The organism is Acidaminococcus sp., from assembly GCF_050873445.1.
GTDB lineage: Bacteria > Bacillota > Negativicutes > Acidaminococcales > Acidaminococcaceae > Acidaminococcus.
Genome location: NZ_JBNMIU010000002.1, coordinates 26,858 through 52,287 on the forward strand (window position 1 = coordinate 26,858; position 25,430 = coordinate 52,287).

At 56.2% G+C, this 25,430-nt stretch carries 26 protein-coding genes; 22 read left to right on the top strand and 4 right to left on the bottom strand.

Features of this window, described 5'->3' with window-relative positions; translation table 11 throughout:
* Positions 1-2: 2 nt before the first annotated feature.
* From glpX to ACR0QW_RS00620, 6 genes are all read left to right on the top strand, one after another.
* Entirely contained in the window at positions 3-965 is a 963-nt protein-coding gene (gene glpX, locus ACR0QW_RS00595) for a class II fructose-bisphosphatase (protein ID WP_432641788.1), read from the top strand.
* Between the two features lie 87 nt (positions 966-1,052).
* On the top strand, positions 1,053-4,331 hold the full coding sequence (gene mfd, locus ACR0QW_RS00600; protein WP_432641789.1) for a transcription-repair coupling factor: 3,279 nt from the start codon (positions 1,053-1,055) through the stop codon (positions 4,329-4,331).
* Between the two features lie 126 nt (positions 4,332-4,457).
* A complete protein-coding gene (locus ACR0QW_RS00605) occupies positions 4,458-5,999 on the top strand; it encodes a putative polysaccharide biosynthesis protein (RefSeq protein ID WP_432641790.1) in 1,542 nt (513 codons plus the stop codon).
* Positions 6,000-6,054: 55 nt separating this feature from the next.
* Positions 6,055-6,870, top strand: coding sequence for a nucleoside triphosphate pyrophosphohydrolase (gene mazG, locus ACR0QW_RS00610; RefSeq protein WP_432641791.1), 816 nt, complete (start codon positions 6,055-6,057; stop codon positions 6,868-6,870).
* Positions 6,871-7,011: 141 nt separating this feature from the next.
* Positions 7,012-7,287 (top strand): HU family DNA-binding protein, encoded by a 276-nt coding sequence (locus ACR0QW_RS00615; RefSeq protein WP_071143227.1) that lies wholly within the window; start codon positions 7,012-7,014, stop codon positions 7,285-7,287.
* A gap of 93 nt (positions 7,288-7,380) precedes the next feature.
* Positions 7,381-7,677 (top strand): FtsB family cell division protein, encoded by a 297-nt coding sequence (locus ACR0QW_RS00620; protein ID WP_432641792.1) that lies wholly within the window; start codon positions 7,381-7,383, stop codon positions 7,675-7,677.
* 60 nt (positions 7,678-7,737) lie between these two features.
* On the opposite strand, the gene sdaAA is transcribed toward ACR0QW_RS00620, so the two are convergent.
* The 3 genes from sdaAA to ACR0QW_RS00635 form a co-directional block, all read right to left on the bottom strand.
* On the bottom strand, positions 7,738-8,625 hold the full coding sequence (gene sdaAA / locus ACR0QW_RS00625) for an L-serine ammonia-lyase, iron-sulfur-dependent, subunit alpha (protein WP_432641793.1): 888 nt from the start codon (positions 8,623-8,625) through the stop codon (positions 7,738-7,740).
* Between the two features lie 10 nt (positions 8,626-8,635).
* Positions 8,636-9,304, bottom strand: a complete 669-nt coding sequence (gene sdaAB / locus ACR0QW_RS00630) for an L-serine ammonia-lyase, iron-sulfur-dependent subunit beta (protein WP_432641794.1) — start codon at positions 9,302-9,304, stop codon at positions 8,636-8,638.
* Between the two features lie 170 nt (positions 9,305-9,474).
* Positions 9,475-10,665, bottom strand: coding sequence for a dicarboxylate/amino acid:cation symporter (locus ACR0QW_RS00635; RefSeq protein ID WP_432641795.1), 1,191 nt, complete (start codon positions 10,663-10,665; stop codon positions 9,475-9,477).
* A 166-nt stretch (positions 10,666-10,831) separates the two neighbouring features.
* Between ACR0QW_RS00635 and ACR0QW_RS00640 the strand changes: the two genes are divergently transcribed.
* The 11 genes from ACR0QW_RS00640 (at position 10,832) to ACR0QW_RS00690 (ending at position 19,601) form a co-directional block, all read left to right on the top strand.
* Complete coding sequence (locus tag ACR0QW_RS00640; RefSeq protein WP_432641796.1) at positions 10,832-11,785, top strand: LysR family transcriptional regulator; 954 nt, start codon at positions 10,832-10,834, stop codon at positions 11,783-11,785.
* Positions 11,786-11,849: 64 nt separating this feature from the next.
* Positions 11,850-12,056: a 50S ribosomal protein L31 gene (rpmE, locus tag ACR0QW_RS00645; RefSeq protein WP_071143223.1), complete on the top strand. Its 207-nt coding sequence runs from the start codon at positions 11,850-11,852 to the stop codon at positions 12,054-12,056.
* 81 nt (positions 12,057-12,137) lie between these two features.
* Positions 12,138-13,016, top strand: a complete 879-nt coding sequence (locus ACR0QW_RS00650) for a DUF1385 domain-containing protein (RefSeq protein ID WP_432641797.1) — start codon at positions 12,138-12,140, stop codon at positions 13,014-13,016.
* A 12-nt stretch (positions 13,017-13,028) separates the two neighbouring features.
* The gene (gene prfA / locus ACR0QW_RS00655; protein ID WP_432641798.1) at positions 13,029-14,105 is read left to right on the top strand and encodes a peptide chain release factor 1; all 1,077 of its coding nucleotides are present in this window, start codon (positions 13,029-13,031) and stop codon (positions 14,103-14,105) included.
* Positions 14,106-15,014, top strand: a complete 909-nt coding sequence (gene prmC, locus ACR0QW_RS00660) for a peptide chain release factor N(5)-glutamine methyltransferase (protein WP_432641799.1) — start codon at positions 14,106-14,108, stop codon at positions 15,012-15,014.
* Complete coding sequence (locus tag ACR0QW_RS00665; RefSeq protein WP_432641800.1) at positions 14,980-16,086, top strand: L-threonylcarbamoyladenylate synthase; 1,107 nt, start codon at positions 14,980-14,982, stop codon at positions 16,084-16,086. The genes prmC and ACR0QW_RS00665 overlap by 35 nt, the downstream gene beginning before the upstream one ends.
* 103 nt (positions 16,087-16,189) lie before the next feature.
* On the top strand, positions 16,190-16,627 hold the full coding sequence (rpiB, locus tag ACR0QW_RS00670; protein WP_432641801.1) for a ribose 5-phosphate isomerase B: 438 nt from the start codon (positions 16,190-16,192) through the stop codon (positions 16,625-16,627).
* A 16-nt stretch (positions 16,628-16,643) separates the two neighbouring features.
* Complete coding sequence (locus ACR0QW_RS00675) at positions 16,644-17,198, top strand: TIGR01440 family protein (RefSeq protein WP_432641802.1); 555 nt, start codon at positions 16,644-16,646, stop codon at positions 17,196-17,198.
* Positions 17,199-17,247: 49 nt separating this feature from the next.
* Positions 17,248-18,495, top strand: coding sequence for a serine hydroxymethyltransferase (gene glyA / locus ACR0QW_RS00680; RefSeq protein WP_432641803.1), 1,248 nt, complete (start codon positions 17,248-17,250; stop codon positions 18,493-18,495).
* Positions 18,496-18,518: 23 nt separating this feature from the next.
* Positions 18,519-19,145 (top strand): uracil phosphoribosyltransferase, encoded by a 627-nt coding sequence (gene upp / locus ACR0QW_RS00685; protein ID WP_432641804.1) that lies wholly within the window; start codon positions 18,519-18,521, stop codon positions 19,143-19,145.
* A 3-nt stretch (positions 19,146-19,148) separates the two neighbouring features.
* Complete coding sequence (locus ACR0QW_RS00690) at positions 19,149-19,601, top strand: deoxycytidylate deaminase (protein WP_071143215.1); 453 nt, start codon at positions 19,149-19,151, stop codon at positions 19,599-19,601.
* Positions 19,602-19,724: 123 nt separating this feature from the next.
* On the opposite strand, the gene fliB is transcribed toward ACR0QW_RS00690, so the two are convergent.
* Positions 19,725-20,609 carry a flagellin lysine-N-methylase gene (gene fliB / locus ACR0QW_RS00695; protein ID WP_432641805.1) on the bottom strand — a complete coding sequence of 295 codons (885 nt, stop codon included), beginning with the start codon at positions 20,607-20,609 and terminating at the stop codon, positions 19,725-19,727.
* Between the two features lie 173 nt (positions 20,610-20,782).
* Here fliB and ACR0QW_RS00700 point away from each other — a divergent pair, with 173 nt between their 5' ends.
* The 5 genes from ACR0QW_RS00700 (at position 20,783) to ACR0QW_RS00720 (ending at position 25,387) form a co-directional block, all read left to right on the top strand.
* Positions 20,783-21,763 carry a 4Fe-4S cluster-binding domain-containing protein gene (locus tag ACR0QW_RS00700; protein WP_432641806.1) on the top strand — a complete coding sequence of 327 codons (981 nt, stop codon included), beginning with the start codon at positions 20,783-20,785 and terminating at the stop codon, positions 21,761-21,763.
* Positions 21,764-21,931: 168 nt separating this feature from the next.
* Positions 21,932-22,498 (top strand): chorismate mutase, encoded by a 567-nt coding sequence (locus ACR0QW_RS00705; RefSeq protein ID WP_432641807.1) that lies wholly within the window; start codon positions 21,932-21,934, stop codon positions 22,496-22,498.
* Positions 22,499-22,507: 9 nt separating this feature from the next.
* Complete coding sequence (locus ACR0QW_RS00710; protein ID WP_432641808.1) at positions 22,508-23,965, top strand: SLC13 family permease; 1,458 nt, start codon at positions 22,508-22,510, stop codon at positions 23,963-23,965.
* A gap of 7 nt (positions 23,966-23,972) precedes the next feature.
* Positions 23,973-24,854, top strand: a complete 882-nt coding sequence (locus ACR0QW_RS00715; protein WP_432641809.1) for a serine hydrolase — start codon at positions 23,973-23,975, stop codon at positions 24,852-24,854.
* A gap of 281 nt (positions 24,855-25,135) precedes the next feature.
* Positions 25,136-25,387: a hypothetical protein gene (locus tag ACR0QW_RS00720; RefSeq protein ID WP_432641810.1), complete on the top strand. Its 252-nt coding sequence runs from the start codon at positions 25,136-25,138 to the stop codon at positions 25,385-25,387.
* Positions 25,388-25,430: the final 43 nt, after the last annotated feature.

The following is a 25,430-nucleotide window of genomic DNA, read 5'->3' on the forward strand; positions in this document are numbered from 1 at the left end:
GAATGAATAGAGAATTATCCATGGAATTTGTCCGCGTAACGGAAGCTGCCGCCATTGCCAGCGGCCGCGGCGTTGGCCTGGGCGATAAGAACGGCATTGACCAGCTGGCAGTGGATGCCATGCGGAAAATGTTCGACACCGTGAACATCAGCGGCACGGTGGTCATCGGCGAAGGGGAAATGGACGAAGCCCCGATGCTGTATATCGGTGAACATGTAGGGGCCGGCGGTCCGGAAGTGGATATCGCTGTGGACCCTGTAGAAGGGACCAACCTGGTGGCCAAGGGCCAGAACGGCGCCATTGCCGTTATCGCCATTGCTCCCAAAGGATGCCTGCTCCATGCTCCTGATATGTACATGGATAAAATCGCTGTCGGCCCTCGTGCCAAGGGCTGCATCAACATCGACGATCCTGTGGGCGTGAACCTGGAACGGGTTGCCAAAGCCATGAACCGGAAAGTGAACGACCTGGTTGTGGTAGCGCTGGACCGTCCCCGTCACCGCAAGATCATTGAAGAAGTCCGTGCAGCAGGTGCCCGGATCCGTCTGATCAGCGACGGCGATGTGAACCCCATCATCGAAACCGGCCTGGAAGGGTCCGGTGTGCATATGTACATCGGCCGGGGCGGCGCTCCGGAAGGCGTGCTGGCTGCCTGCGGGCTGAAATGCCTGGGCGGCGATATGCAGGCCCGTCTGGTTCCGGAAAACGAAGACCAGGTGGAACGGTGCCGCAAGATGGGTATCGAAGATACCAAGAAGATCCTGACCATCGATGATCTGGTCAAGGGCGATGATGCCATGTTCACCGCAACGGCCATCACCAACTGCGACAACCTGCGGGGTGTCAACTACTTCGGCAATGGTGCCCGGACCGATACCATTTCCATGCGGTATTCCACCGGCACTGTCCGGTTCGTGGATGCCGTACATACCTTCAACCGGGACGACATCAACGTCAAACTGTAAAAGACAAGAACGGAATAGCAGCAAAACAACCGAAAGCCCCAAGCGGCTTTCGGTTTTGCTTGTTATCTGACATGTGAGAAGAAATCTATGGCAAATGAACTGACAAAATTACTGCTTCAGGAAAAGAACGTACAGGAAGCAGGGGAGCTGTGGAAGAAATCCACAGGCCCTGTGAATCTGACCGGCCTTACCGCATCGGTGAAAGCCGGCTTTTTGTGTGCCCTGCAGGAACTGACGAAGGCGGCTCCGCCGCTCATCCTGCTGACGGTGAACCGGGAGACCATCCGCGGCCTGCGCCGGGAACTGGCTTATTTCTATCCGGATCTGGCCATGCGGGAACTGTACCCGGCCAGCCTGATCCATGGCCAGGTGGATACACGCAACGAACAGGTACTGGCTGAACGGGCTGCTGCCCTGGAGATGATCTATAAAAAAGAAGAGGGCGTCATCTTTGTTACAGCGGAGGCGGCTATCCAGAAGCTGCCCCAGCCGGAAAGCCTGGTGCGGGAGAACATCAAACTGGCTCCCAACCAGGAAATCGAGCAGGCCCAGGTGGTGGAGAAACTGGTGAAGGCCGGCTACGAACGGACGGAACAGGTGGATACTCTGGGCCAGCTGGCGGTGCGGGGGGACATCCTGGATGTCTTTCCCATCAATGGCAAGGACCCCGTGCGGATTGAATGGTTCGACAATACCATCGATGTGGTGAAACGGTTCGATCTGGATACCCAGCGCAGTACCGGCACCCTGAAACAGGTGGCCATCATGCCATTGGCAATGGAAAGCCAGGAAGCTGATGCCTCCCTGTTCCAGTATTTTTCTCCGGATCAGCTGGTGATCATGGACGAACCTGCCGGGTTCTTTGAGGAATGCAAAAAGAGCTATGGGGACAACCGGGAATTCGCTGATCAGCTGCTGGATCAGGAAACCATGCTCCGACAGGCAGGGGAAATCCACTGCCTTTTGGTCAGCGATCTGGGCCATCCCCATTTTCCGGAGGCGCCCAAGCTCCATGTACAGGTGCGGGCCATGGCACCCTACAACAAGAATACGGACCTGCTCCAGAAAGACCTGAAGGGCTGGCTGGATAAGGGAATCCATCCCCTGATCATGATGGGCACGGCGGATAAGGCAGCCGGACTGGCGGAAAGCCTGAAGGGAAACGGTCTGGATATGGAATACCGGAACAAACCGCCGCTTTTGCCTGAAAAAGGCGGAGTGGTATTCGCCGGCAGCCTGACCAACGGTTTCTATTTCTGGGATCAGTCCTGGCTGCTGATCACCGAAAGCGATATCTTCGGCATGCAGAAGAAGCGCCGGCTGGCCAGGCAGAAAGGCAAGGGGCCGGCTCTGAATTATTTTTCCGACATCAAAGTGGGAGATTATGTGGTCCACGACGTACAGGGCATCGGCCGGTATATGGGTGTGGAAACCATCGAAATCGACGGCGTCCACCGGGATTACCTGCAGCTGCAGTACGCCAAGGGAGACAAGCTCCATGTGCCCGTGGAACAGGTGAGCCTGCTCCACAAATATGTGGGAAACGAGGGCACGCCGCCCAGGCTGTCCAACATGGGCCGCAAGGACTGGCAGAAGGCCACGAAGAAGGCACAGAAGGCCATTACCATCCTGGCTACGGAACTGCTGCGGCTGTACGCCCAGCGGAAGATCACGCCGGGCCATGCCTTTGCACCGGATACCCACTGGCAGAAGGAATTCGAGGCCAGTTTCCCCTTTGAGGAGACTCCGGACCAGCTGAAGGCCATCGCCGAAATCAAGGCGGATATGGAAAAGCCCGTGCCCATGGAACGGCTGCTCTGCGGCGACGTGGGGTACGGCAAGACGGAAGTAGCCATCCGGGCGGCTTTCAAGGCGGTCATGGACGGCAAACAGGTGGCGGTACTGGCACCGACTACGGTACTGGCCCAGCAGCATCTGCTTACTTTCAGCCAGCGCATGGGTTCCTTTGGCGTGCGGGTGGAGATGCTCAGCCGGTTCCGTACCCCCAAACAGCAGAAAGAGATCATGGACCGACTGGCCGAAGGCAAGATCGATGTGCTCATCGGTACCCACCGGATCCTGAATCCGGATGTGGAATTCCATGACCTGGGGCTTTTGATCATTGATGAAGAACAGCGCTTTGGCGTGGCCCAGAAAGAAAAAATCAAGCAGCGCAGTGCAGGCATCGATGTGCTGACCCTGTCGGCTACGCCCATTCCCCGGACTCTGCATCTGGCTCTGGTGAAGGGGCGGGATATGAGCATCATCGAATCTCCTCCGGAGGACCGGCTGCCGGTGGAAACCTATGTGGCCGAATACGATGATGGCATGGTACGGGAAGCCCTGGAGCGGGAAATCCGCCGGGGCGGCCGGATCTACTATGTGCACAACCGTATCGAGGGACTGACCCGGATTGCCGCGCATCTGCGGGAACTGGTACCGGGCATCACCATCGGCGTGGCCCACGGGCGCATGACGGAAGATGAGCTGGAAGACGTGATGCTGGGCTTCTACCATGGGGATTTCGACGTGCTCCTGTGTACCACTATCATCGAAAACGGACTGGACGTGCCCCTGGCCAACACCATCATCATCGACGGGGCCGAGAATTTCGGCCTGTCCCAGCTGTACCAGATGCGGGGACGGGTAGGCCGTTCCTCCCGGCTGGCTTATGCCTACTTCCTGTACAAGAAGGACCGGGTGCTCAGCGAAGTGGCGCAGAAACGGCTGCAGGCCATCCGGGACTTTACGGAACTGGGCGCCGGGTTCAAGATTGCCATGCGGGATCTGGAAATCCGCGGTGCCGGCAACCTGCTGGGCGCCGAACAGCACGGCCAGATTGCCGGTGTGGGCTTCGATTTGTACTGCCGGCTGCTGGAAAAGACCATCAACACCCTGCAGAACGGAGGCAACCCGGACGAACCGGTGGTGCCGGATCCGGTCATCGAAATGAAACTGGACGCCTACATCCCCGATGGCTACATCGACAATCCCCGGTACAAACTGGAACTGTACCATCGCTTTGGGGATATGAAATATGAAGACCGGAACGATCTGATGGACGAAATCATCGACCGGTTCGGCAATCCTCCTCAGCAGGTGGTGAACCTGTGGCGGGTGGCAGCGTTGCGGGATCTGTGCCGGAAGCTGAAAATCACTGGCGTATCCGTGCGGCCCGGTGAGATCCGGCTGACCTTTGATCCCCACAGCAAGGCCAACCCGGATGTACTCCAGGCGCTCATCCGGGAATACGTCCCCCGGGCCATGCTGAAGATGGGACCTCAGCCCCAGTTCATTCTGAAGACCCGCGGCCTGAAGGAAGAACCCCTGCAGTGGCTGGAAAAGAACGTTCCGCGTATGGTATAATCCGGGGAGTGTGTTAGTGATTAGTGGCTAGTGGGTAAGACATTGCCTGCGGAGCAGATATTGCGTTCAAAACAAATTTGGCGAAATTTGTTTCCATCGGCCAGAGACATCAAAAAGGAGGTTTCCATGGCTGACCGCTTTATGAAAGGGACATTGATCCTGACGGCCGCCGGACTGCTGGTGAAAATCCTGGGATCTGTGAACCGGATCCTGCTTTCCCGGCTGCTGGGCGGGGAAGGGATCGGGCTGTATCAGATTGCCTATCCTCTGTACCTGCTGCTGGTGGCCCTGTCCTCCGCCGGAGTTCCGGCGGCCATGTCCATCCTGATTTCCCGACGGGCAGCGGCAAATGACCGGAAAGGGGCCCGGCGCATCCTGGGCATCTCGGCCGGACTCATGGCCCTGGCAGGAGTGGCCTTTGCAGCTCTGGCCTGGGTGCTGGTGCCCTGGCTCATCGATGGGGGCATCGTCAAGGACGGACGGGCCCAGATGGCCATGTTGGCGCTGGTGCCTGCCATCGGCCTTTCCATTCCTGTAGCCTGCTTCAGGGGATATTTCCAGGGTTTCCAGGAAATGACGCCTACAGCCGTTTCCCAGATCTTGGAGCAGTTTACCAGGGTGGTTTCCATGGTGGTGCTGGCCTGGCTGCTGCTGCCACAGGGCCTGGCCATGGGCGCGGCCGGGGCGGCTTTCGGGGCTGTGCCCGGGGCGGTGGCCAGCCTGGGCATCCTGCTCTGGTTCTATTACCGGCAGCAGAAGCGCTGGCACCAGGAGAACCTGTGCCAGGGGCCTGCACAGCAGCTGTCACTGGCCTCTACAGCCTGGCAGCTGGTTTCCCTGGCTCTGCCGGTGACATGTGCCAATCTGATGGTGCCCGTGGTCAGTGGTATCGAGATGATCCTGGTGCCTGACCGCCTGCTGGCAGCGGGCTTTACGGTGGCCGCTTCCACCCGGGGGCTGGGCTACCTTTCCGGTATGGCCATGCCCCTGGTCAATATGGGGACCATCCCCACCAATTCCCTGGCGGCCTCTGTGGTTCCGGCCGTGGCGGAAGCCAAGGCCAAAGGCCGGCGGGATGTACTGGAAAACAAGACGAAACGGGCTTTCCGCTTCTTCCTGCTATTGAATGTACCGGCGGCTGTGGGGGTGTACCTGCTGGGTACGCCCATTTCCCAGGTGCTGTACGGCACCCGGTTCGCCGGACCGGTCATTACGGCCCTGGCTCCGGCCATCCTGTTCCTAGGGCTTCACCAGGTATCCACGGCTCTGCTCCAGGGTCTGGGGCATACCCGGGTTCCGATGTGCAACATGCTGCTGAGCCTGCTGGTGAAGGTAGGGTTCCTGTGGACGTTGACGGCCATCCCGGCTTATAACATCAGGGGTGCAGCCTGGGCTACCGATGCCAATCTGGCGGCTGCCGGCCTGGCCAATCTGGGCTTCCTGTATTACACCGACCGGCTGACCCTGCCCTGGAAGAATCTGGGCCGCATCATCCTGTCCGCAGCCGTCATGGGTGTGGCCGTGTATGTCCTGGGTCCGGTAGTCAGCAGTTTCCTGCCAGGCAGGATCCTGTGGCTCATGGCCGAAGTGGTACTGGGGGCCGGAGTGTACGGGACGATGCTGGTGTTGACCCGGGAGCTGCGGATTTCTGATTTCAAAAGAAGATAAAGGGCCAGAGACGACTGTGGAATCTTCCCTACAGCCCATGATAAAGGAGACAACCATGAAAATACTCCATGAAAAAGGCATCCATAAAAAGGGGGTCCTGGATCTGCGGCCTCTAATCGAGCTGGTGCGGGTGCTGCGGGAACCGGGGGGCTGTCCCTGGGACCGGGTGCAGACCCATACCACCATGCGTCGCGAACTGGTGGAAGAAGTCTACGAAATGTTGGAAGCCATTGACGACAGCGATGTGGCCGGCATGCGGGAGGAAATGGGGGATGTGCTCCTCCAGGTGGTGTTCCACGCCCGGCTGGCAGAAGAAGACGGGCTGTTCACCATGCAGGACGTCATCGATGATGTGGTGAAGAAGCTGGTACACCGTCATCCCCATGTGTTTGGGGATACAAAGGTCAGCGGTGCTGGTGAGGTGATGCAGAACTGGGAAACCCTGAAGGCCCAGGAAAAGACCGAACGGACCCATGTGCTGGATGGCATCGCCAAGGGCCTTCCTGCGCTCATGCGGGCCTACAAGCTCAGTGCCAAAGCCGCAAAAACCGGTTTTGACTGGCCAGATGCGGCTTCTGCCTGGGATAAGGTGAAAGAGGAAGAAAAGGAGCTCCAGGAGGCGGCAGCAGCTTCTGACAGGAATCATACGGAAGAGGAGCTGGGCGACCTGTTCTTCGCCCTGGCCGTGTACACCCGCAAACTGGATCTGGAACCGGAAACCACCCTGAACCGGGCCAACAACAAGTTCCAGAAACGGTTCGAAGCCTTGGAAGCCAGGGTGAAAGCTGATGGGAAGGACTGGAAAGATCTTTCCCTGGAAGACCTGGAAAATCGCTGGAAACAGGCCAAAAATGTTACAGAACACCCTTGACAATCCCCCGAAACCCTGTTCCCATGCGGGTTTTTCAAGATTTTCGCAAAAAAAAGCGTGCAATTTTCCAATGTTTGTGCTAATATGACCATAGTCAGGCGCCACAACGTAGGCGCAATACCTATTTAGGAGGATTTTCTTATGAACAAAAGTGAATTGATCTCTGAAGTTGCGTCTAAAACCGCACTGCCCAAAAAAGATGCTGAAAAAGCTGTTAACGCCTTCATCGATACGGTAAAAGAAGCTGTTGCCAATAAAGACAAAGTACAACTGATCGGATTCGGTACTTTCGAAGCTCGTGTGCGCAACGCCCGCAACGGGAAGAATCCTCGCACTGGTGAAACCATTAAAATCGCAGAAGCCAACGTTCCTGCTTTCAAAGCTGGCAAGGCTTTCAAGGATGCCGTAAACAAATAAGAGGCAGACTCCGCAACCTGATGCCCCGGCATCAGGTTGCTTTTTTATCCAGGCAGCAAGGCTGATATTGTCGCAAGATGGAAGGGCAAGCCTATGAATTCCAAAGACAAGACACAGAAACGCTTCCTGATCCTGGTCCTGTTCTGCTGCCTGCCCCTGATCGGCAGTGCAGTCCATCAGGGCTACCGGATTTTCCAGATCCACCAGGAAAGCGTACGGACTGAAAAAAAAGTCGAACAGCTGAAAAAAGAAAATGCCGCCCTGGCGGAAGAGAAAGACAACCTGGGCGATCTGAAATATATCGAAAAAGTGGCTCGGGATGAGCACAATATGGTGGGGAAAGACGAAATCCCCCTGTTCATGGTAAAAAACAACCAGGGTTCCAAATAGGGATCCTGGTTGTTTTTGATGTAAGGCCTGTTATTTTCTTACAGTGTATGGCGAAAGAGCTTATCCTTCTTTTCCGAATACCTTTTCTTTCAATGCTTTTCCCGTCCTGGTCACGGCCAGACCGCCGCCGGCAGTTTCCTTCAGGCTGGCAGGCAGGGCGTTGCCCACGGCCTGCATGGCTTCGATGCATTCATCCACAGGGATGCAGGCGTGGATCCCTGCCAGGGCCATATCGGCTGCAGAGAAGGCGATGACCACACCGCTGGCGTTCCGTTTGATGCAGGGGATTTCCACCAGTCCGGCCACCGGGTCGCATACTAGTCCCAGCTGGTTGGCGATGGCCATGGCACAGGCATCGGCGGCCTGTCGGGGTGTCCCTCCGGCCAGTTCCACCAGAGCGGCTGCCGCCATCCCGGAGGCGCTGCCACATTCGGCCTGGCAGCCACCCTGGGCGCCGGCGATACAGGCATTCTGGGCGATGACCATCCCGAAGGCACCGGCGGTGAAGATGGACATGATCACATCTTTCCGATCGGCACCTTTTTCTTCCAGCATGGTCAGCAGGCATCCTGGCAGGATACCGCAGCTGCCGGCGGTAGGGGTGGCTACGATGCGCCCCATGGAGGCGTTGCAGCCGGCTACGGACAGGGCCCGGGCAATGGCGTGGTCGATGAAGGTGCCGGCCAGACCGCCGCCGGTCCGCTTCACGTACTCATTCATCTTCCAGCCTTCACCGCCGGTGAGACCGGAAGTGGACCGCTGATCCTTCTGGGAGCCGAATTTCACAGCATCGCTCATCACGTCCAGATCCGTGGACATTTTATCGAACAGTTCCTCCGGCTGCTGTTCCAGGGCTTCTGCCTGGTCGGCCAGCACCAGTTCACTGATTTTTTTGCCGCTTTTTTCGGCGGCTTCTACAAGTTCTGCAATGGAAGAATAGCTAAACATGGGACCCTCCTTAAATGGCACGGATCAGGATTACATTGGTGACGTTCTGCACGGAACGGATATCGTCGATCATCCCTGTGGGAGGCATGCCGTCGATTTCGATGGTCATCATGGCGATACCGCCTTTGACCGGACGGGACAGCTTGAAGTTGCCGATGTTCACGTCCTTGTATTTCTGCCACATGATGTTGGTCACTGCGGCGATGACACCCGGACGGTCGTAGTGGGGCACCAGGATGGTGTTGTGCTCGCCGGTAAAGTCCACTTTCATGCCGTTGATGTAGTCCACCCGGATGTTGCCGCCGCCGATGCTGGCGCCCTGTACCGTGCACTTGGTGCCATTTACGCCGGTCACTATGATCCGGGCCGTGTTGGGATGGGTGTTGGGGATATCTTTCGGGATGAAATGATAGGTGATGTCTTCCTTGTCCGCAATCTTGAAGATGCTGCGGATCTCGGAGGAATAACTGTGGTAGCCCAGTACGCCGGCCAGGAGAGCCCGGTCGGTGCCGTGTCCCTTGTAGGTGCGGGCGAAAGAACCGGACAGTTCCACCGTCACATCCTGGGGCTTTTCGTTATTCATGACCTTGTTGGCAACCCGTCCCAACCGGCAGGCACCGGCCGTATGGGAGCTGGAAGGACCGATCATCACCGGTCCGATGATATCGAATATATTCATGATATACCTCCTAAAAGGGAATAGAAAAACGCTCTGCTCTTTTCCTTGGCTTCCTGGCAATCGAATCTTTCTATGTCAGAAAGGATAGCAACGAAAGGGAGTTTATGTCAAGTCTTCGCTGCAGGGATGAAAGAAGGTTGGAGAAAAGAGCAGAGCGTTTTCAGCAGGAATTATTTCTTGATCCAGGTCTTGTAGATCTTGTCCACGACAATGGCAATGGCGTTATCCCCGGATACGTTGCAGGCAGTCCCGAAGGAATCCTGGGTGATATACAGAGCAACCATCAGAGCGCAGATGGGGCCGTTGGGATCGCCCGGGCCTTTGCCGAAAATCATCCACAGGAAGGGCAGGGCTGTCATGATGGAGCCACCGGGGGCACCGGGAGAAGCCACCATGGCAACGCCCAGGGTCATGATGAAGGGTACGACCGTGCCCAGGTGGATGGGAATCTGGTACATCAGGCAGACCGCCGTGGCACAGGCAGTAATGGTGATCATGGAACCGCACATATGGATGTTGGCGCACAGCGGAATTACAAAGTTACGGATCTGTTCACAGACTCCATCCGCTTTGGAGCATTCCAGGTTGACAGGGATGGTGGCGGCGGAAGACTGGGTCCCCAGGGCAGTGGTGTAGCCGGGAATCTGGTTCTTCATCAGCGTGAAGGGGTTTTTGCCGCTGAAGGAGCCGGCCACCATGAATTGTACGAACAACAGAAGCAGATGCATGGCGATGACCACCAGGAAAACTTTCCACAATACACTCAGGATGACGAAGGTCTTGCCGGAACGGGTCATGTCCACGAAGGTACCGCAGATGTACAGCGGGAGCAGGGGGACGATGGCGTGGGTCAGGACCTGGTCGATGATGGCAGAGAAATCCTTGAAGCAGTTATACAGGGTATCCCCGATGGTCTTGCCCCGCAGGGAAGACAGGCACAGGCCGATGATGAAAGCAAGTACCACGGCGGAGATGGTGTCAAGGATGGGCGGGATGGTGATGGTGAAGAACGGCGGCAGGCTCTTGCCCGCAGTCTTGGCCAGTTCGTCAAGGATCCCGGAGTTGATGAAGGACGGGAACAGGTTGTCAGCTACGAAGAAGGAGAAGGTACCGCCCACCAGGGTGGAACCGTAAGCAATGCAGGCGGTGATCAGCAGCAGTTTGCCGGCGCCCTGGCTCAGGTCGGCGATGCCCATGGTCACGTAGGCCAGGATCATCATGGGAATGACGAATTTCAAGAAGTTACTGAAGATACCGGATAAGGTAACGACGGTGCGGCATACATCTTCGGGCAGATACTGTCCGATCAGGATACCAATGATGATGGCAATGATAATTTTTGGTACAAGACCGAGTTTCATGAAAATAAACCTCCCCTGAAATTGCAAACCTGTTTCCCGCCGGCTGGGAACAGCACGTTTGACTTTTCTGTGTATTCAGTGTACTATGGGTGCAGGCATAAATCAAATTAATAAACTCGATTCAATCGATGAATTTTTTTGATAATTGAAAGGAAAAACTGGCAAAATGGAACTAAGACAGCTAAAGAGCTTTCTGAAAATTATGGAAGTGCAAAGTTTTTCCGGTGCTGCAAAGGAAATGGGATACTCACAGTCCGCTCTGAGTGTACAAATACATTCTCTGGAGCAGGAACTGGGGGTGAAGCTGTTTGACCGGATGGGCAGACAGGTGACCTTGACGCCCCCCGGACAGGAACTGGCCCGGAGAGCCCAGCCCATCCTCCAGGAAGTGGACGAACTGGAGGGGGTCATGCATGACCGGCCGCCGGCAGCGGCCCTGCGGCTGGGCATGATCGAAAGCCTGTGCAAGGCCCGGATGCCTCAGATGGTGGATTATGTATCCCGGCACTATCCCCAGCTCCACATTACCATCACCATCGATTCTCCCAGCGTGCTGCTGGACGCCATGAACCACAATAAGGTGGACCTGGTATATGTACTGGACAAACCCTTATATGATGTGAAGTGGGTAAAAGTGTTCCAGCGCCGGGAGAACATCGTGTTCGTTTCCTCCATCGATTCGCCTCTGGCGGCCCGGAAGGACATCCCCCTGGAGGAGGTGATCCGCCAGCCCTTCTTCCTGACGGAAAAGGCGGACAATTACCGGCTGAGCCTGGATCAGCACCTGGCGGCCCGGCAGCTGGTCCTGGATCCTTTATTGGAAGTGAGCGACACCGGATTCATCCTGGATATGGTCCAGCGGAACCTGGGGCTTTCCTTCCTGCCCCAGTATGTGGTAGAAAACAGTATCTACCGGGAACGGCTGCAGGTACTCAGTGTAAAGGATTTCCGCATGTATATGTACCGCCAGCTGTTCTACCACAAAGACAAATGGCTGACCCAGGCCATGAAACTGTTCCTTGCCATGGCGGCCGGCTCGGAGAGCAGGGGACGGGGCGGGATCCGCCGGGAATTTGCCGGAAAAAATGCGCTGACCCTTGCACCGGATAGGGGAGTGTGATATAATTGTCAAGCGTTAATGTCGGGATATATTAATGCAAGTTTGAGAAAGAGGTGTGTAAAGAATGAAAAAAGGAATTCATCCTAACTACGGTGAATGCACCGTAATTTGTGGCTGCGGGAATACATTCAAAACTGGTAGTGTGAAAAAGGAACTGCGCGTGGACGTTTGCTCCAAGTGCCATCCTTTCTTCACTGGCAAACAGCGTGATATGAGCGCTCAGGGCCGGATCCAGAAATTCAACAAACGGTACGGCAAAGACGCAAAATAAAAAAAGCGCACGGAAAAGGAGTGACTTGCAGACGCTGCAGCACTCCTTTTGTTGTATCTGAAAGTGGATAAAGGAGCGTGTATGGGACAAAAATTGAGTGTCGGTGGCCAGGCGGTCATCGAGGGCGTGATGATGCGGGGACCGGGGAAGATCGCCGTGGCAGTGCGCAAACCCAACGGGGAGATCACGGTGGACCTGAAGCCTGCCGGCAGTATCAGTGACCGGTATCCCATCCTGAAGAAACCCTTCCTGCGGGGGGTGGTTTCTCTGGTGGAATCCCTGATCTACGGCATGAAGGCCCTGTCGTTCTCAGCCCAGGCCTCCGGCGAAGAAGAAGAGGAAAAAATGAGCAGCCTGGAACTGGCCGGGACCATTGCCTTTTCCGTGGGGCTGGCCATCCTGCTGTTTGTGGTGCTGCCCACAGGAGCCATGAAACTGCTCCAGAATACGGGAGTGAGTCCGGTGGTGCTGAATCTGTGCGAAGGATGCCTGCGTCTTGGCATTTTCCTGCTCTATATCTGGGGCATCTCCCGGCAGAAGGACATCCAGCGGGTGTTCCAGTATCACGGAGCAGAGCACAAGACCATCTATACCTATGAACACGGCCTGCCTCTGCGGGTGGAGAATGTGCGGCCCTTTTCCACGCTGCACCCTCGCTGTGGCACCAATTTCCTGATGATCGTCATGCTCATCAGCATCTTCATCTTTACGTTCCTGGGCTGGCCCAGCCTGTGGGAGCGGATCCTTTCCCGGATCCTGCTCATGCCGGTGGTGGCAGGCATCAGTTACGAAATCATCCGATTTGCCGGGAAACACATGGACAAGCCCTGGGTACGGACCGCCATCCTGCCCGGTCTGGCCCTGCAGAAACTGACCACCCGGCAGCCGGACGACGACCAGATCGAGGTGGCCATCGCTTCCCTGAAAGCGGTGCTGCCGCCGGAAGAAATTATTGAATAATGGGGAATCGATATGTTTGAGAATATGGATAAACTGCAGGACCTGGAGGACAAGTACCTGGATCTGGAAGCCAAGATCAGCGATCCGGAGATCATTGCCCGTCAGGATGAATGGCAGAAATATACCAAGGCCCATTCCAAGCTGACGGAGATCGTCACGGTCTACCGGGAATACAAGAAACTGGCGGAATCCTGGAAGGAAGACCAGGAAATCATCAAAGCCAAAGAAGACCCGGAACTGGCCGCCATGGCTGAAGAGGAGCTGAAGGAACTCCAGCCTCAGATTGAGGATTACGAAAACCGGCTTACCATCCTGCTGCTGCCCAGGGACCCCAACGATGAGAAGAACATCATCATGGAAATCCGGGCTGGGGCCGGCGGCGATGAAGCTGCCCTGTTCGCCGGGGACCTGTTCCGCATGTACACCCGCTATGCCGAACAGAAGGGCTGGAAGGTGGAACTGATGGACTCCAGTCCTACCGGGCTGGGCGGCTTCAAGGAAGTGGTGTTTATGGTAAGCGGCACCGATGTGTACAGCCACATGAAATTCGAAAGCGGCGTGCACCGTGTGCAGCGTGTGCCGGAAACGGAAGCCCAGGGACGGGTGCATACCTCCACGGTGACGGTGGCTGTCATGCCGGAAGCCCAGGAAGTGGACGTGGACCTGAACATGAACGATGTCCGGGTGGACTACTATCGGGCCAGCGGTGCCGGCGGTCAGCACGTCAACAAAACGTCCTCCGCTGTGCGCATGACCCATCTGCCCACGGGCATCGTGGTCCAATGCCAGAACGAGCGGAGCCAGCTCCAGAACCGGGAAAAATGCATGCAGATGCTGCGGGCACGGCTTTATGAGATGGAAACGGAAAAACAGCAGGAAGCCCTGGATGCAGACCGGAAGAGCCAGGTGGGGACCGGTGACCGGAGCGAACGGATCCGGACCTACAACTATCCACAGGGACGGGTTACCGATCACCGGATTGGCCTTACCCTGCACAAACTGACGGATATCATCAACGGAGACCTGGACGAGCTGCTGGAGGCGCTTATGAACGCCGAGCAGGTCAAGAAGCTGCAGCAGGTGAAATAAATGCAGGAACAGAAGATGGTTTGGACCATTTTGAAGATTCTGGACTGGACCCGGCAGTACTTCGCATCCAAAGGCGTGGAAAACCCGCGCCTGGATGCAGAAGTGCTGCTTTGCGCTGTACTCCACAAGAGCCGGATTCAGCTGTATACCAATTTCGATGAGCCCCTGCAGGAAAACGAACTGGAGCAGTACCGGACCTACGTGGCCCGGCGGGCGGCCAGGGAACCGGTGGCTTACATCTTGGGAAAAAAGGGATTCATGGACTACGAGTTCAAGGTGACGAAGGATACTTTGATCCCCCGACCGGAAACGGAACTTCTGGTGGAGAACCTGATCAGACTCAACAGGGAGAAGGGGCCCCGTCGGATCCTGGACATCGGCTGCGGCAGCGGGGCTGTCATCGATTCTTTGCTGGGGGAACTGCCGGAAGCCACCGGGATGGCTGTGGATATCAGCCCCGGTGCCGTGGTGGTGACCCGGGAGAATGCGGAAGCCATCGGGGTGGCGGACCGGCTGGAGACAGTGGTCTCTGACCTGTTTGCCAATGTACCGAAGGAACCCAAATTCCAGGTAGTAGTTTCCAACCCGCCCTATATCCCGGAAGGAGATCTGGCAGGGCTGCAGCCGGAAGTACAGCAGGAACCCCGGAGCGCCCTGGACGGCGGAAAAGATGGCCTGGATTTTTACCGGAGGATCCTTGAGGATATCTGGCAGGTGCTGGATCCCAAAGGCATGGTGGCCTTCGAGATCGGCATCCATGAAGGCAGGCCGGTGGCGGAACTGTGCCGGAAGGCCGGCTTCGATTGTGTGAAAGTCTGCAGAGACTATGGCGATGTGGAGCGGATGGTCTTTGCCGGGAAAGGGGATTCGGACTATGGTCACGAAATATTGGAAATTAAAGAACGATGAACCGCTGGAACCTCAGCTGGAGCAGGCAGCCCGGTTGATGCGGGAAGGCGAAGTGGTGGCGTTTCCTACGGAAACCGTATACGGCCTGGGGGCTGACGGCCTGAACGGGGATGCCTGCAGGAAAATCTTTGCAGCCAAGGGGCGGCCGGCGGATAATCCGCTGATCCTCCACATCAGCGAGATGGAAGAAATCGAGCCGCTGACTTCCGGGCTGTCGCCCATGGCGAAAAAACTGATGGCGGCGTTCTGGCCCGGCCCTATGACCCTGATCGTCCCCAAGTCTTCCATTATCCCGGAAGTGGTGACGGCGGGCCAGGAAACAGTGGCCGTGCGGTTTCCCAGCAACAAGGTGGCCAGGGAACTGATCCATCTGGCCGGGCGGCCCATTGCGGCGCCTTCTGCCAACAAGAGCGGCAAACCAAGCCCCACCAACGCACAGGATGTGCTCCAGGACATGGACGGCATTATCGGTGGCGTACTGGACGGCGGCAGCTGTGACATCGGGGTGGAGAGTACCATCATCGATACCACCGGTCCCGTGCCGGTGATCCTTCGTCCGGGCGGCATCACCGAAGAGATGATCCAGGAGGTCATGGGGGATGTGAAGCTGGATCCGGGGCTGGTGCGCCCCGACCAGAAACCCAAGGCTCCGGGGATGAAATACCGGCATTATGCACCCAAGGCCCCCATGTACCTGATGGAAGGAGCGGAAGCCGGCCTGGGCGTGATCCGGGCGGCCATCCTGGCGGAAGCCAGCGGCCTGAAGGTGGGGGTGCTGGCCCTGGATGAAACCATCAAACATCTGCCCCGGGTGCATCCCAACATGGTGATCTGTGACGCAGGCCATGATCTGGCCTCCCTGGCAGAGAATCTGTACACGGAACTGCGGGAATTCGACCGGCAGCAGGTGGATGTGATTCTGGGCGAAGGGGTGAGTACCCACGACCTGGGGCTGGCCATCATGAACCGGATGCGCAAGAGCGCCGGCCACAACATCCTGGTGTATGAAAACGGATTGTATCGTCTTCAAAGCGGCCAGGCACCGGAGTTTCTGAAAGCGATGCTGGTATGAAAAAAGGGAGTCGACGTACAAGGTGCGCCGACTCCCTTTTTGTGATACAATAATCATGATATGCGGTAATGCATTTGCATGAAAACAAGGGGGCCAACGTATAATGAAAATCATGATCGGCTGTGATCACGGCGGTTTTGAATTGAAACAGGTTCTGATCAAATACCTTCAGGACAAAGGGTATGAAGTGGAAGATGCCGGGTCCTACACTCCTGACCGGGTGGACTATCCGGATTATGCCCAAAAAGTGGGCGAGGCTGTGGCTGCCGGCAAGGCGGACCAGGGTATCCTGATCTGCGGTACCGGTCTGGGCATGAGCATCGCTGCCAATAAGATCCACGGCATCCGGGCGGCCGTCTGCGGCGACTGCTACAGCGCTGAAAAAGCCCGGGAACACAACAACGCCAACATCCTGTGCCTGGGTGCACGGGTCCTGGGCTCCGGTCTGGCGGAACAGATCGTGGATGCCTATCTGGGAGCTTCCTTCCTGGGCAGCTATCATACCCAGCGGGTAGCCAAGATCATGGCACTGGAAAAATAACAAAGCAGGTGATTGTATGAGCGAATCCATCGATCTGGAGAAAATCGCACAGGAAATCGCGGAAGATGCGGAAGAACTGATCGGCGTGGCCCAGGCCAGACCCGGCCAGGTCTTTGTGGTGGGCTGCAGCAGCAGCGAGGTGCTGGGCAACAGGATTGGCACCGGCGGCTCCATGAAACTGGCCAAGGTGCTGTATACCACCCTGCACAAGGTTTGCCGCAAACACAAACTGATCCTGGCCGCTCAGTGCTGCGAGCACCTGAACCGGGCACTGGTGGTGGACCGGAAGGCCATGGAGAAATTCGGCTGGCAGCAGGTTACCGTACGGCCTGTCGAACATGCCGGCGGCGCTTTTGCGGCCAACGCCTATAATGAGCTGAAAAACCCGGTTGTGGTGGAAGAAATCCAGGCTGACCTGGGACTGGATATCGGCCAGACCCTGATCGGCATGCACCTGAAACGGGTGGCCGTTCCGGTGCGGCTGTCCCGGAAGAAACTGGGCAATGCCATCCTTACGGCAGCACGTACCCGTCCGCCTCTCATCGGGGGAGAACGGGCCGTCTACAAATAATAAAGTTTCCGGCTGATCCCGCGGAACAATCCATTGGAGGAGGAACGACATGAATCAACAACCTTTGAATCAGACTGATCCTCAGGTAGCGGCAGCTATCGGAGAAGAACTGGGAAGACAGCGTCATAAGATCGAACTGATTGCTTCGGAGAACTTTGTCTCTCCGGCTGTGATGCAGGCTATGGGGACTGTCCTCACCAACAAATATGCGGAAGGGTATCCCGGCCACCGTTATTACGGCGGTTGTGAATTCGTGGATAAAGTGGAAGAACTGGCCCGGCAGAGAGCCTGCGAGCTGTTCGGTGCGGAACACGCCAATGTACAGCCTCACTGCGGTGCCAATGCCAACCTGGCTGCTTTCTTCGCCTTTGTGAAACCCGGCGATACGGTCATGGGCATGAATCTGTCTGAAGGCGGTCACCTGTCCCACGGATCCCCGGTCAATATCTCCGGGAAGTACTTCCATATCGTTCCCTACGGTGTGGATCCGGAAACGGAACGGATCGACTATGACAAACTGGAAAAGATTGCCAAAGAATGCCAGCCCAAGATGATCATCGGCGGTGCCAGCGCCTATCCCCGGATCATCGATTTCGAACGGATGGCTGCCATCGCCCATGGAGTGGGTGCTGTCCTGATGATCGACATGGCCCACATTGCCGGACTGGTGGCTGCCGGGCTGCATCCCAGCCCCGTTCCCTATGCGGATGTGGTGACTACCACCACCCATAAGACCCTGCGCGGGCCCCGCGGCGGCATGATCCTGTGCCCGGAAAAGTATGCCAAACAGGTTGACAAGGCTGTATTCCCCGGCACCCAGGGCGGTCCTCTGATGCACATCATCGCTGCCAAAGCGGTGGCACTGGGTGAAGCTCTGAAACCGGAATTCAAGGAATACCAGAAACAGATCATCAAAAACGCTGCTGCCATGGCGGATGAACTGACGAAGCAGGGCCTGCGGCTGGTTTCCGGCGGTACCGATAACCATCTGGTGCTGGTGGATACCCGCTCCAAGAACCTGACCGGTAAGGATGCGGAACACATGCTGGATGCCATCGGCATCACCTGCAACAAGAACACCATCCCCAACGATCCGGAAAGCCCGTTTGTGACCAGCGGTATCCGTCTGGGCGCTCCCGCTGCCACTACCCGTGGCTTCAAGGAAGACGACTTCCGGGAAGTGGCCAGGATCATCGGCCTGGTACTGAGCAATCCCGGCAAAGAAGAAGCCCAGAAAGAAGCAGCTGCCCGGGTAGCTGCCCTGTGTGAAAAATATCCTCTGTATCCGAATCTGTAATTGGGAAAGGAGCCCGAAAACTCATGCAAGTCCATGTTGTGAACCATCCCCTGATCAAAGAGAAGATGACCCATTTGCGTGACCAGAAGACCCAGCCCCGGAATTTCCGGCGCCTGCTGGACGAAATCGCCCAGCTGCTGCTGTTCGAAGTGACCCGGGATCTGCCTCTGCGGGAAACCAAGGTGACCACACCTCTGGCGGAAACCACCGGGTATGAACTGGATGTGAGCGGTATCACCGTAGTGCCTATCCTGCGGGCCGGCCTGGGCTTCCTGGATGCAGTGCTGGACCTGATTCCCGAAGCACGGGTGGGCCATATCGGCCTGACCCGGGATGAGGAGACCCTGGAACCCATCAAATATTATTGCAAGATTCCCAAGGACAAGGATGCGGAGATCATCCTGATCGACCCCATGCTGGCTACCGGCGGCAGTGCCGCTGCAGCCCTGAGCATGCTGAAGGAAGACGGTTACAAGCACTTCCGCTTCATGTGCCTGGTAGCCGCACCGGAGGGAGTGGAACTGGTGAACCGGGAACATCCGGATGTGCCTATCTATACGGCAGCTCTGGATGACCATCTGAATGAACATGGCTATATTGTACCGGGTCTGGGCGATGCCGGGGACCGGGTATTCGGAACGGTGGAATGAAAAATGGACAGACCCGATTGGGATAGTTACTTTATGGAAATCGCCGAGGTGGTTTCCAAACGGTCTACCTGCCTGAGACGGAAGGTGGGCGCTGTACTGGTGAAAGACCGGCAGATCCTGGCCACCGGGTATAACGGGACCCCCAAGGGCTTGCCCCACTGCGAGGAAGTGGGCTGCCTGCGGGAGAAACTCCATGTACCCAGCGGACAGAACCATGAACTGTGCCGGGGTATCCATGCGGAACAGAACGCAGTGATCCAGGCGGCGGTCAACGGGGTATCCACCCAGGGGGCTACGCTGTATTGTACCCATCAGCCCTGTGTGGTGTGCTCCAAAATCCTGATCAATGCCGGGATCAAACGGATCGTCTACGCCCATCCCTATCCGGACAAACTGGCCCAGGAAATGCTCCACAGCGATACAGCTTTGCAGCTGGAAGAATTCCATAAGAAATAAGAAAAAAGCGGCTGCCGCAAGGTAGTCGCTTTTTTGTCATACGCCATTATGAATATATAGCCCGTTGGACGGCCTGGGTCCGGACATCCCTGCGGCCTTACGACGATGGTCAGACTGCAATCTCTATGCAGTGATCGCTTTCAGCAGCTGTTCCACATTTCCCGTATCATACTCGATCTGTTCTGACCAGCGGCGGGCGGCTTCCAGGGGGTCGCCGGTGAGTGCAGCCTCCATGAAGATATACTGTGTGTTCTGGCGGGCGTAGATAGCCACGGATGTGAGGCCGTATTCCTCCAGCTTGTCCAGTTGCCGGTACAGGATGAAGTGATAAATCCGATCGAACAAGGCTTTGTCATAGTGACTGCAGTAATCCCGCTGCCGGGTTGCCAGAAGGGGAATCTGTCCCGCCAGGTGCTGCATCTCGTCCGTCCAGGCTTCATCGATAGGCTCCGTAGCGGACAGCTTCTTCAGGATGTCTTTGGTTTCTTTTTCCGTCAGGATGGGCTGGAAATGGCAGACCATTTTGGGAACGGGACCCCAGCCCATATCTTCCAGCAGTTCCGGCAGGGTATAGCGCTTGTCCGTATCCTCATCCCGGAACCGGATGGGCCCCTTTACTCTGCCCAGGATTTCACAGGTTTCCTCGCAGCATAATCCGGTGCCGCACAGGGTATAGTCCTCGATTTCGTCGTCCACATGGGTGAAGAACCGGGGATGGACGGCACAGATGTCACACAGGGCATCGTCACCCAGCTCCTTCACTACCTGGCACAGGCCATCCGGCTCCAGGAGGGGGCAAAAGCCCCTGTCGTTCAGTTTAAAATGCCAGCCTTCACCATTTTTTTCCATGGAAGACCGCAGCTTGTCGCCCAGGGGACCTTCCAGGTGCTGGTAATAGTCTGCCGTATCGTCATCGATGTCGATGATCCACACCTGGCAGCAGGTGTGCCTGCAGGCGCCTCCCTTGCAGTGGAAATCGTTGAACCCGTCCGGGATCAGGGAAATCATAAACCCAGCCTCTTTTCGTATGTGATAAAAAATATTATATCATGAAAAATCACTGCACCTTCCCGAAAACATTGGAATTTTCTTGACGATATATGGTAAAATATAAGCTAGTGAATTGTGAGTCACGGCTTGTTTTTTACGGAAACAGCCAGAGAAGTACGAGGGGATTTGTAATGATCAAGAGAGAAAAAACTGCCTTGGAAGCGGAGTTCCATCCGTATAAGACGCGCACAGGGGGTGCTACCGTTACGGTGTTCGTACCGTACGATTGTCAGAACCACTGCCCTTTCTGTGTCAATAAAGAAGAATATGCCGATACTACCGGCTTTTCCCTGGAAGCCATCTGCCACAGCATTGAAGTCATGGACAGGATGACTCCTTACTGCGATTTCGTGTTCACCGGGGGCGAGCCTTTGGCCAACCTGAAGAGCCTGCAGGTGATGCTGGATAAAGTGTCGCCCACCCATCACATCTACATCAATACAACCCTGCCGGTGAATGCCCACCAGACCGAAGACGAGCTCCTGGCCTTTTTGCATCACAATGCCGGCAAGATCAGCTGTCTGAACATTTCCCGCCACATGCAGCATTATGTGGAAGAATCCAACGATGACCTGCTGGCCAAACTGCCGGTGCGATTCCGGATCAACTGTGTGCTGTATAAGAAATATCCCCGGGAACAGCTGATTCCGTTCATGGAACGATTCCGGAAGGTCCATGCACCTTCCATCCAGTTTCGGTTCGATTACACGGAGACTACGCCGGAAAACCTGTACGATGAGCCCCATGACCAGATCTTGAAGGATCTGAAGCAGGTGGCCTGCTATACGGGCCTGGATGGCTGCCGGATGCGCTGCGGGTTCCATTTCAAGTACAAGGACCTGGAACTGGTGTACCACAAAACCCTGCCCTACAGTACCATTGTGGAAAAAGATCCGGAAGACGGCAAGGTCTACGCCATCCTGTACGATATCCTGATCAAGCAGAATGGCCGGATCGATTCCGACTGGGATGGCACGGTGATGGACCTGGATGCCTACGCCCGCTGCAAATTCGAACCCTACGATCTGAAGTGGCTGGAACGGGTATCCCGGAAACAGATCGAAGAGGAAAAAGAAGAGCTGCTGCAGACTGAACCCTGCACGGCCATGTAAAGAACAGATCAAGGGGACTGTGGAATCATCCTCCGCAGCTTCCGTGTTTTGCCAGCATCAGCTGGTCTCCATCGGTTAGTGACGGGGTGTGAGAAAACTTTTTTCACACACCCTTCTTTTTTGTTATAATGGAAGAAATCTGTAGAAAAGTAGAAGGGAAGGATTTTTATGAAACTGGAAGACGTACGAAAAAAAATCGATGCCATTGATCCCCAGCTGCGGAAGCTGCTGATGGAGCGGATGGACTGCTCCAAACTGGTGGCTGAGGCCAAACAGGCTGCCGGCGAAACCAACATCTACCGGGCTGACCGGGAACAGGCCATCCTGCAGCGGCTGAGCCAGGGCGTGCCGGAAGATCGCAAACCTGAATATCTGGCTGTGGTCCGCAAGATCATGGAAACCAGCCGCATGTACCAGTACGGCATGCTGTTCGACTGGAATCCCCAGTTGTTTGCCGACCTGGCCAAGGGTGTCCAGATCAAATCCGACGGTACCCGGGTGGTGGTGCGCCTGACCCGTCCTGACCAGCCCAATGCCATGAGCAGCATCCTGAACATGGTGGGGGACTATGGCTACAACATGCAGTACATGGAACTGCTGAGCTTCAACCGTCCTGACAGGACCGTTACTTTCGACCTGACCATCCTGGGCAATCTCAGTGAGACCAATATGCAGAAACTTATGTTCCAGCTGTCCAAAGAAAGCCAGGATTTCAAGATTCTGGCCTGTGAGTAAGGAGGGGCCATGAGTAAATCCACGAAAGATCTGCTCTGGCTGGTGATCTCCCTGGCAGCCGGATTTGCTGTGCGGCTGCTGCCGGCGCCTGCGCCTCTGACTCCCGAAGGCTTGGCGGTGCTGGGTATTTTCCTCAGTTCCCTGCTCATGTGGATCACCATTTCCATCGACTGGCCCAGTCTGATCACCATTTTCCTGCTGGGTTTTCTGCCCCATCTCGGCTTTGCAGGCACCTTGAAGGGGACTTTTGGGAACACCACCGTAGCCTTCCTGCTGTTTACCTTCATGCTGGTGTATCCGCTGTCCAAGACCCATTTTGTCCGGCGCTGCACGGTGACCTTCATTACCAATGCCATTGCCCGGCGGGGCCCCTGGTCCTTTGTCAGCTTCCTGTTCTTCGCTGTCACGTTCATGGGCCTGTTTATTTCGCCCTCCGTGCTGTTCGTGGCCTTCATGCCCTTCCTGGAGGACATCTTCCAGGTGCTGGAACTGAAGAAGGGGAGCCCTTCTGCCAATATGATCATGCTGGGCACGGCCTTCTGCATCAGCCTGTCCTCGGGTATGACCGCTATCGGTCATGTGTGGCCCACCATGGCCATCGGCTACTACACAGCGGCTACCGGCCGGGATGTAAACCAGTTCCAGTATATGGCTATGGGCATCCCTACAGGGATTTTGCTGGTGGTCCTGCTGCTGCTGGTATTCAAATTCTTGTACCGTCCCGGCGACATCCATACCATTAATCCCCAGAAGGCCATGAGCCTGCGGGGGATGGTGCCCAAAGCGGATGCCCGGGAATGGATCATCCTGGGGACCATGGCGCTGGTGGTGCTGCTGTGGGTAGGACCCAGTCTGCTGAAGGGTGTCAACCCCGGTCTGTACAAGGTCATCAGCAAATGCACGACAGCCATGCCGCCTCTTCTGGGCTGCATCATCCTGTTCATCTGCCGGCACGATGGCAAGCCCATCATGGACTTTAAAGAAGTCATGACCAAGGGCGTTCTGTGGGCTTCCATCGTCATGACCGGCGCCGCTACCATGCTGGGTTCCGCTCTGACCCATAACGAGATGGGCATCAAGGCATGGCTCAGCGGGCTGCTGGCACCGGTAGCCAGTGGCCTGCCTGTGCTGGGACTGCTTCTGTTCTTCTTTGCCTGGTGCGTACTGGAAACCAACTTCTCTTCCAACATCGTCACAACCACCGTGGTCAGCGCCGTGGCCCTGTCCGTGTGCCAGGCACTGCCTGCCGGGACCATTTCCGTGGGTGCCGTAGTGTGTCTGATCGGGTTCGGTGCAGGCATCTGCAACATGACTCCGGCCGGTCAGTCCACCATCAATACGGTGGCCATCGGGTCCGGCTGGACCAGTGCCCGGGATATGTTCGTATGGGGCGGCGTGTTCGCCGTACTGGCCATTCTGGCTATGACCTTCGTGGGCTACCCCATTGGGCATCTGATTTTGGGGTGATCATTCCATGCATATCCGTCGAATTTGCTGTACGCTGCTCGTTCTGCTGGGCCTGTCCCTGGTAAAGACCGGGGCAGGGCAGCCGCTTCCAGGGGCTGAAGCTGTTGCGGCAGCCCAGGCCCATGATCATCATGAACTGGCGGTAAGCCTGCGCCAGCTTGTGCAGCAGGATGATGCTCAGTATTCCGTTTATGTGGATTTCCTGGACGGTTCCCGGTCCCTGCTTTTTCAGAATCAGCAGGTCCGGTCCGCCAGCATGATCAAGGTGTTCATCCTGGCCACTGCCATGGAGAAAGAAGCCGATGGGCAGCTGGACGAGAGCCATGAACTGGTGCTGCGGGATAATATGAAAGTGGGCGGTGCCGGGTCCCTGTGCGGCTGGGAGGATGGCAGCCGGATCACCATCAGGCAGTTGCTGTATAAGATGATTACGGAAAGTGACAATACGGCTGCCAATATGCTGATCGACTATCTGGGTATGGGGCGGATCAACCAGTATATCCAGCAGCACGGGTACACCCAGACGAAACTCCAGCGGAAGATGATGGATACGGAAGCAGTGCGGGAGGGACGGGAAAATCTGACCAGTGCCCGTGATCTGGGTATCTTCTTCAGCCGGCTGTACCACAGGCAGTGCGTCAGACCGGACCTGGACCAGAAGATGATCGATATCCTGCTGGATCAGGAGGATACGGATGTACTGCCGGCCGCCTGTCCGGGCAGCCGGGTGGCCCACAAGACCGGCGAGCTGGACCATCTGTACCACGACGGAGGCATCGTGTACGGGCCCGGTCACAACCGGGTCATCGTCATTTTGACCGAAAACCAGGATGATGCCGGTCTGACGCTGAAGCTCATGAAAGAGATTGCGGCCAGGGCGGAGAAATAACGAATGACTGATTTTCCAGATGGCTTTCTTCTGGATTCCTTTATAAAATTTGCTAAAATTAGAAAGAAACCAAAGGAATCTTTCTAATTTTAGCTTTTTTTATAAAGAAAGAAGGAAAATCGGATGTCCTATCTTTCTCTGTACAAACTGTATTACCAGAATCCAGCCGATTATGAAGCAATTTACCAGAAACGTTTCACTTCTCCTTGATGACCTGTGCCGACAGCTGATTGCCCGGGCATTTGACGAGAACACTGGAGCTGCTCCGGCAGGAACTGAGGATGCTGCAGAAAGACAGAGCATGGCTCAAAGAGAAGAATATTCAAGATGCAGTTGCCTCTTCCCTTACGGAACTGCTGCTGGAAGCCACTCTCTTCGGCGGGGAGGGACTGACCATGGAACAGCTCTGTGAACAGAGCGGAAAGAGCCGGATGACCGTCCAGAAGCGGCTGGATGCATTGCCGGAGGGCATCCTTACCAGAGAAAAGAATGGCAAAGCCTGGGTTTATAAGATTGCCAGAGAAACAAGATAGAGTATAATACCCATAGAACTTTTTCATCAGCCATGCAATGGGA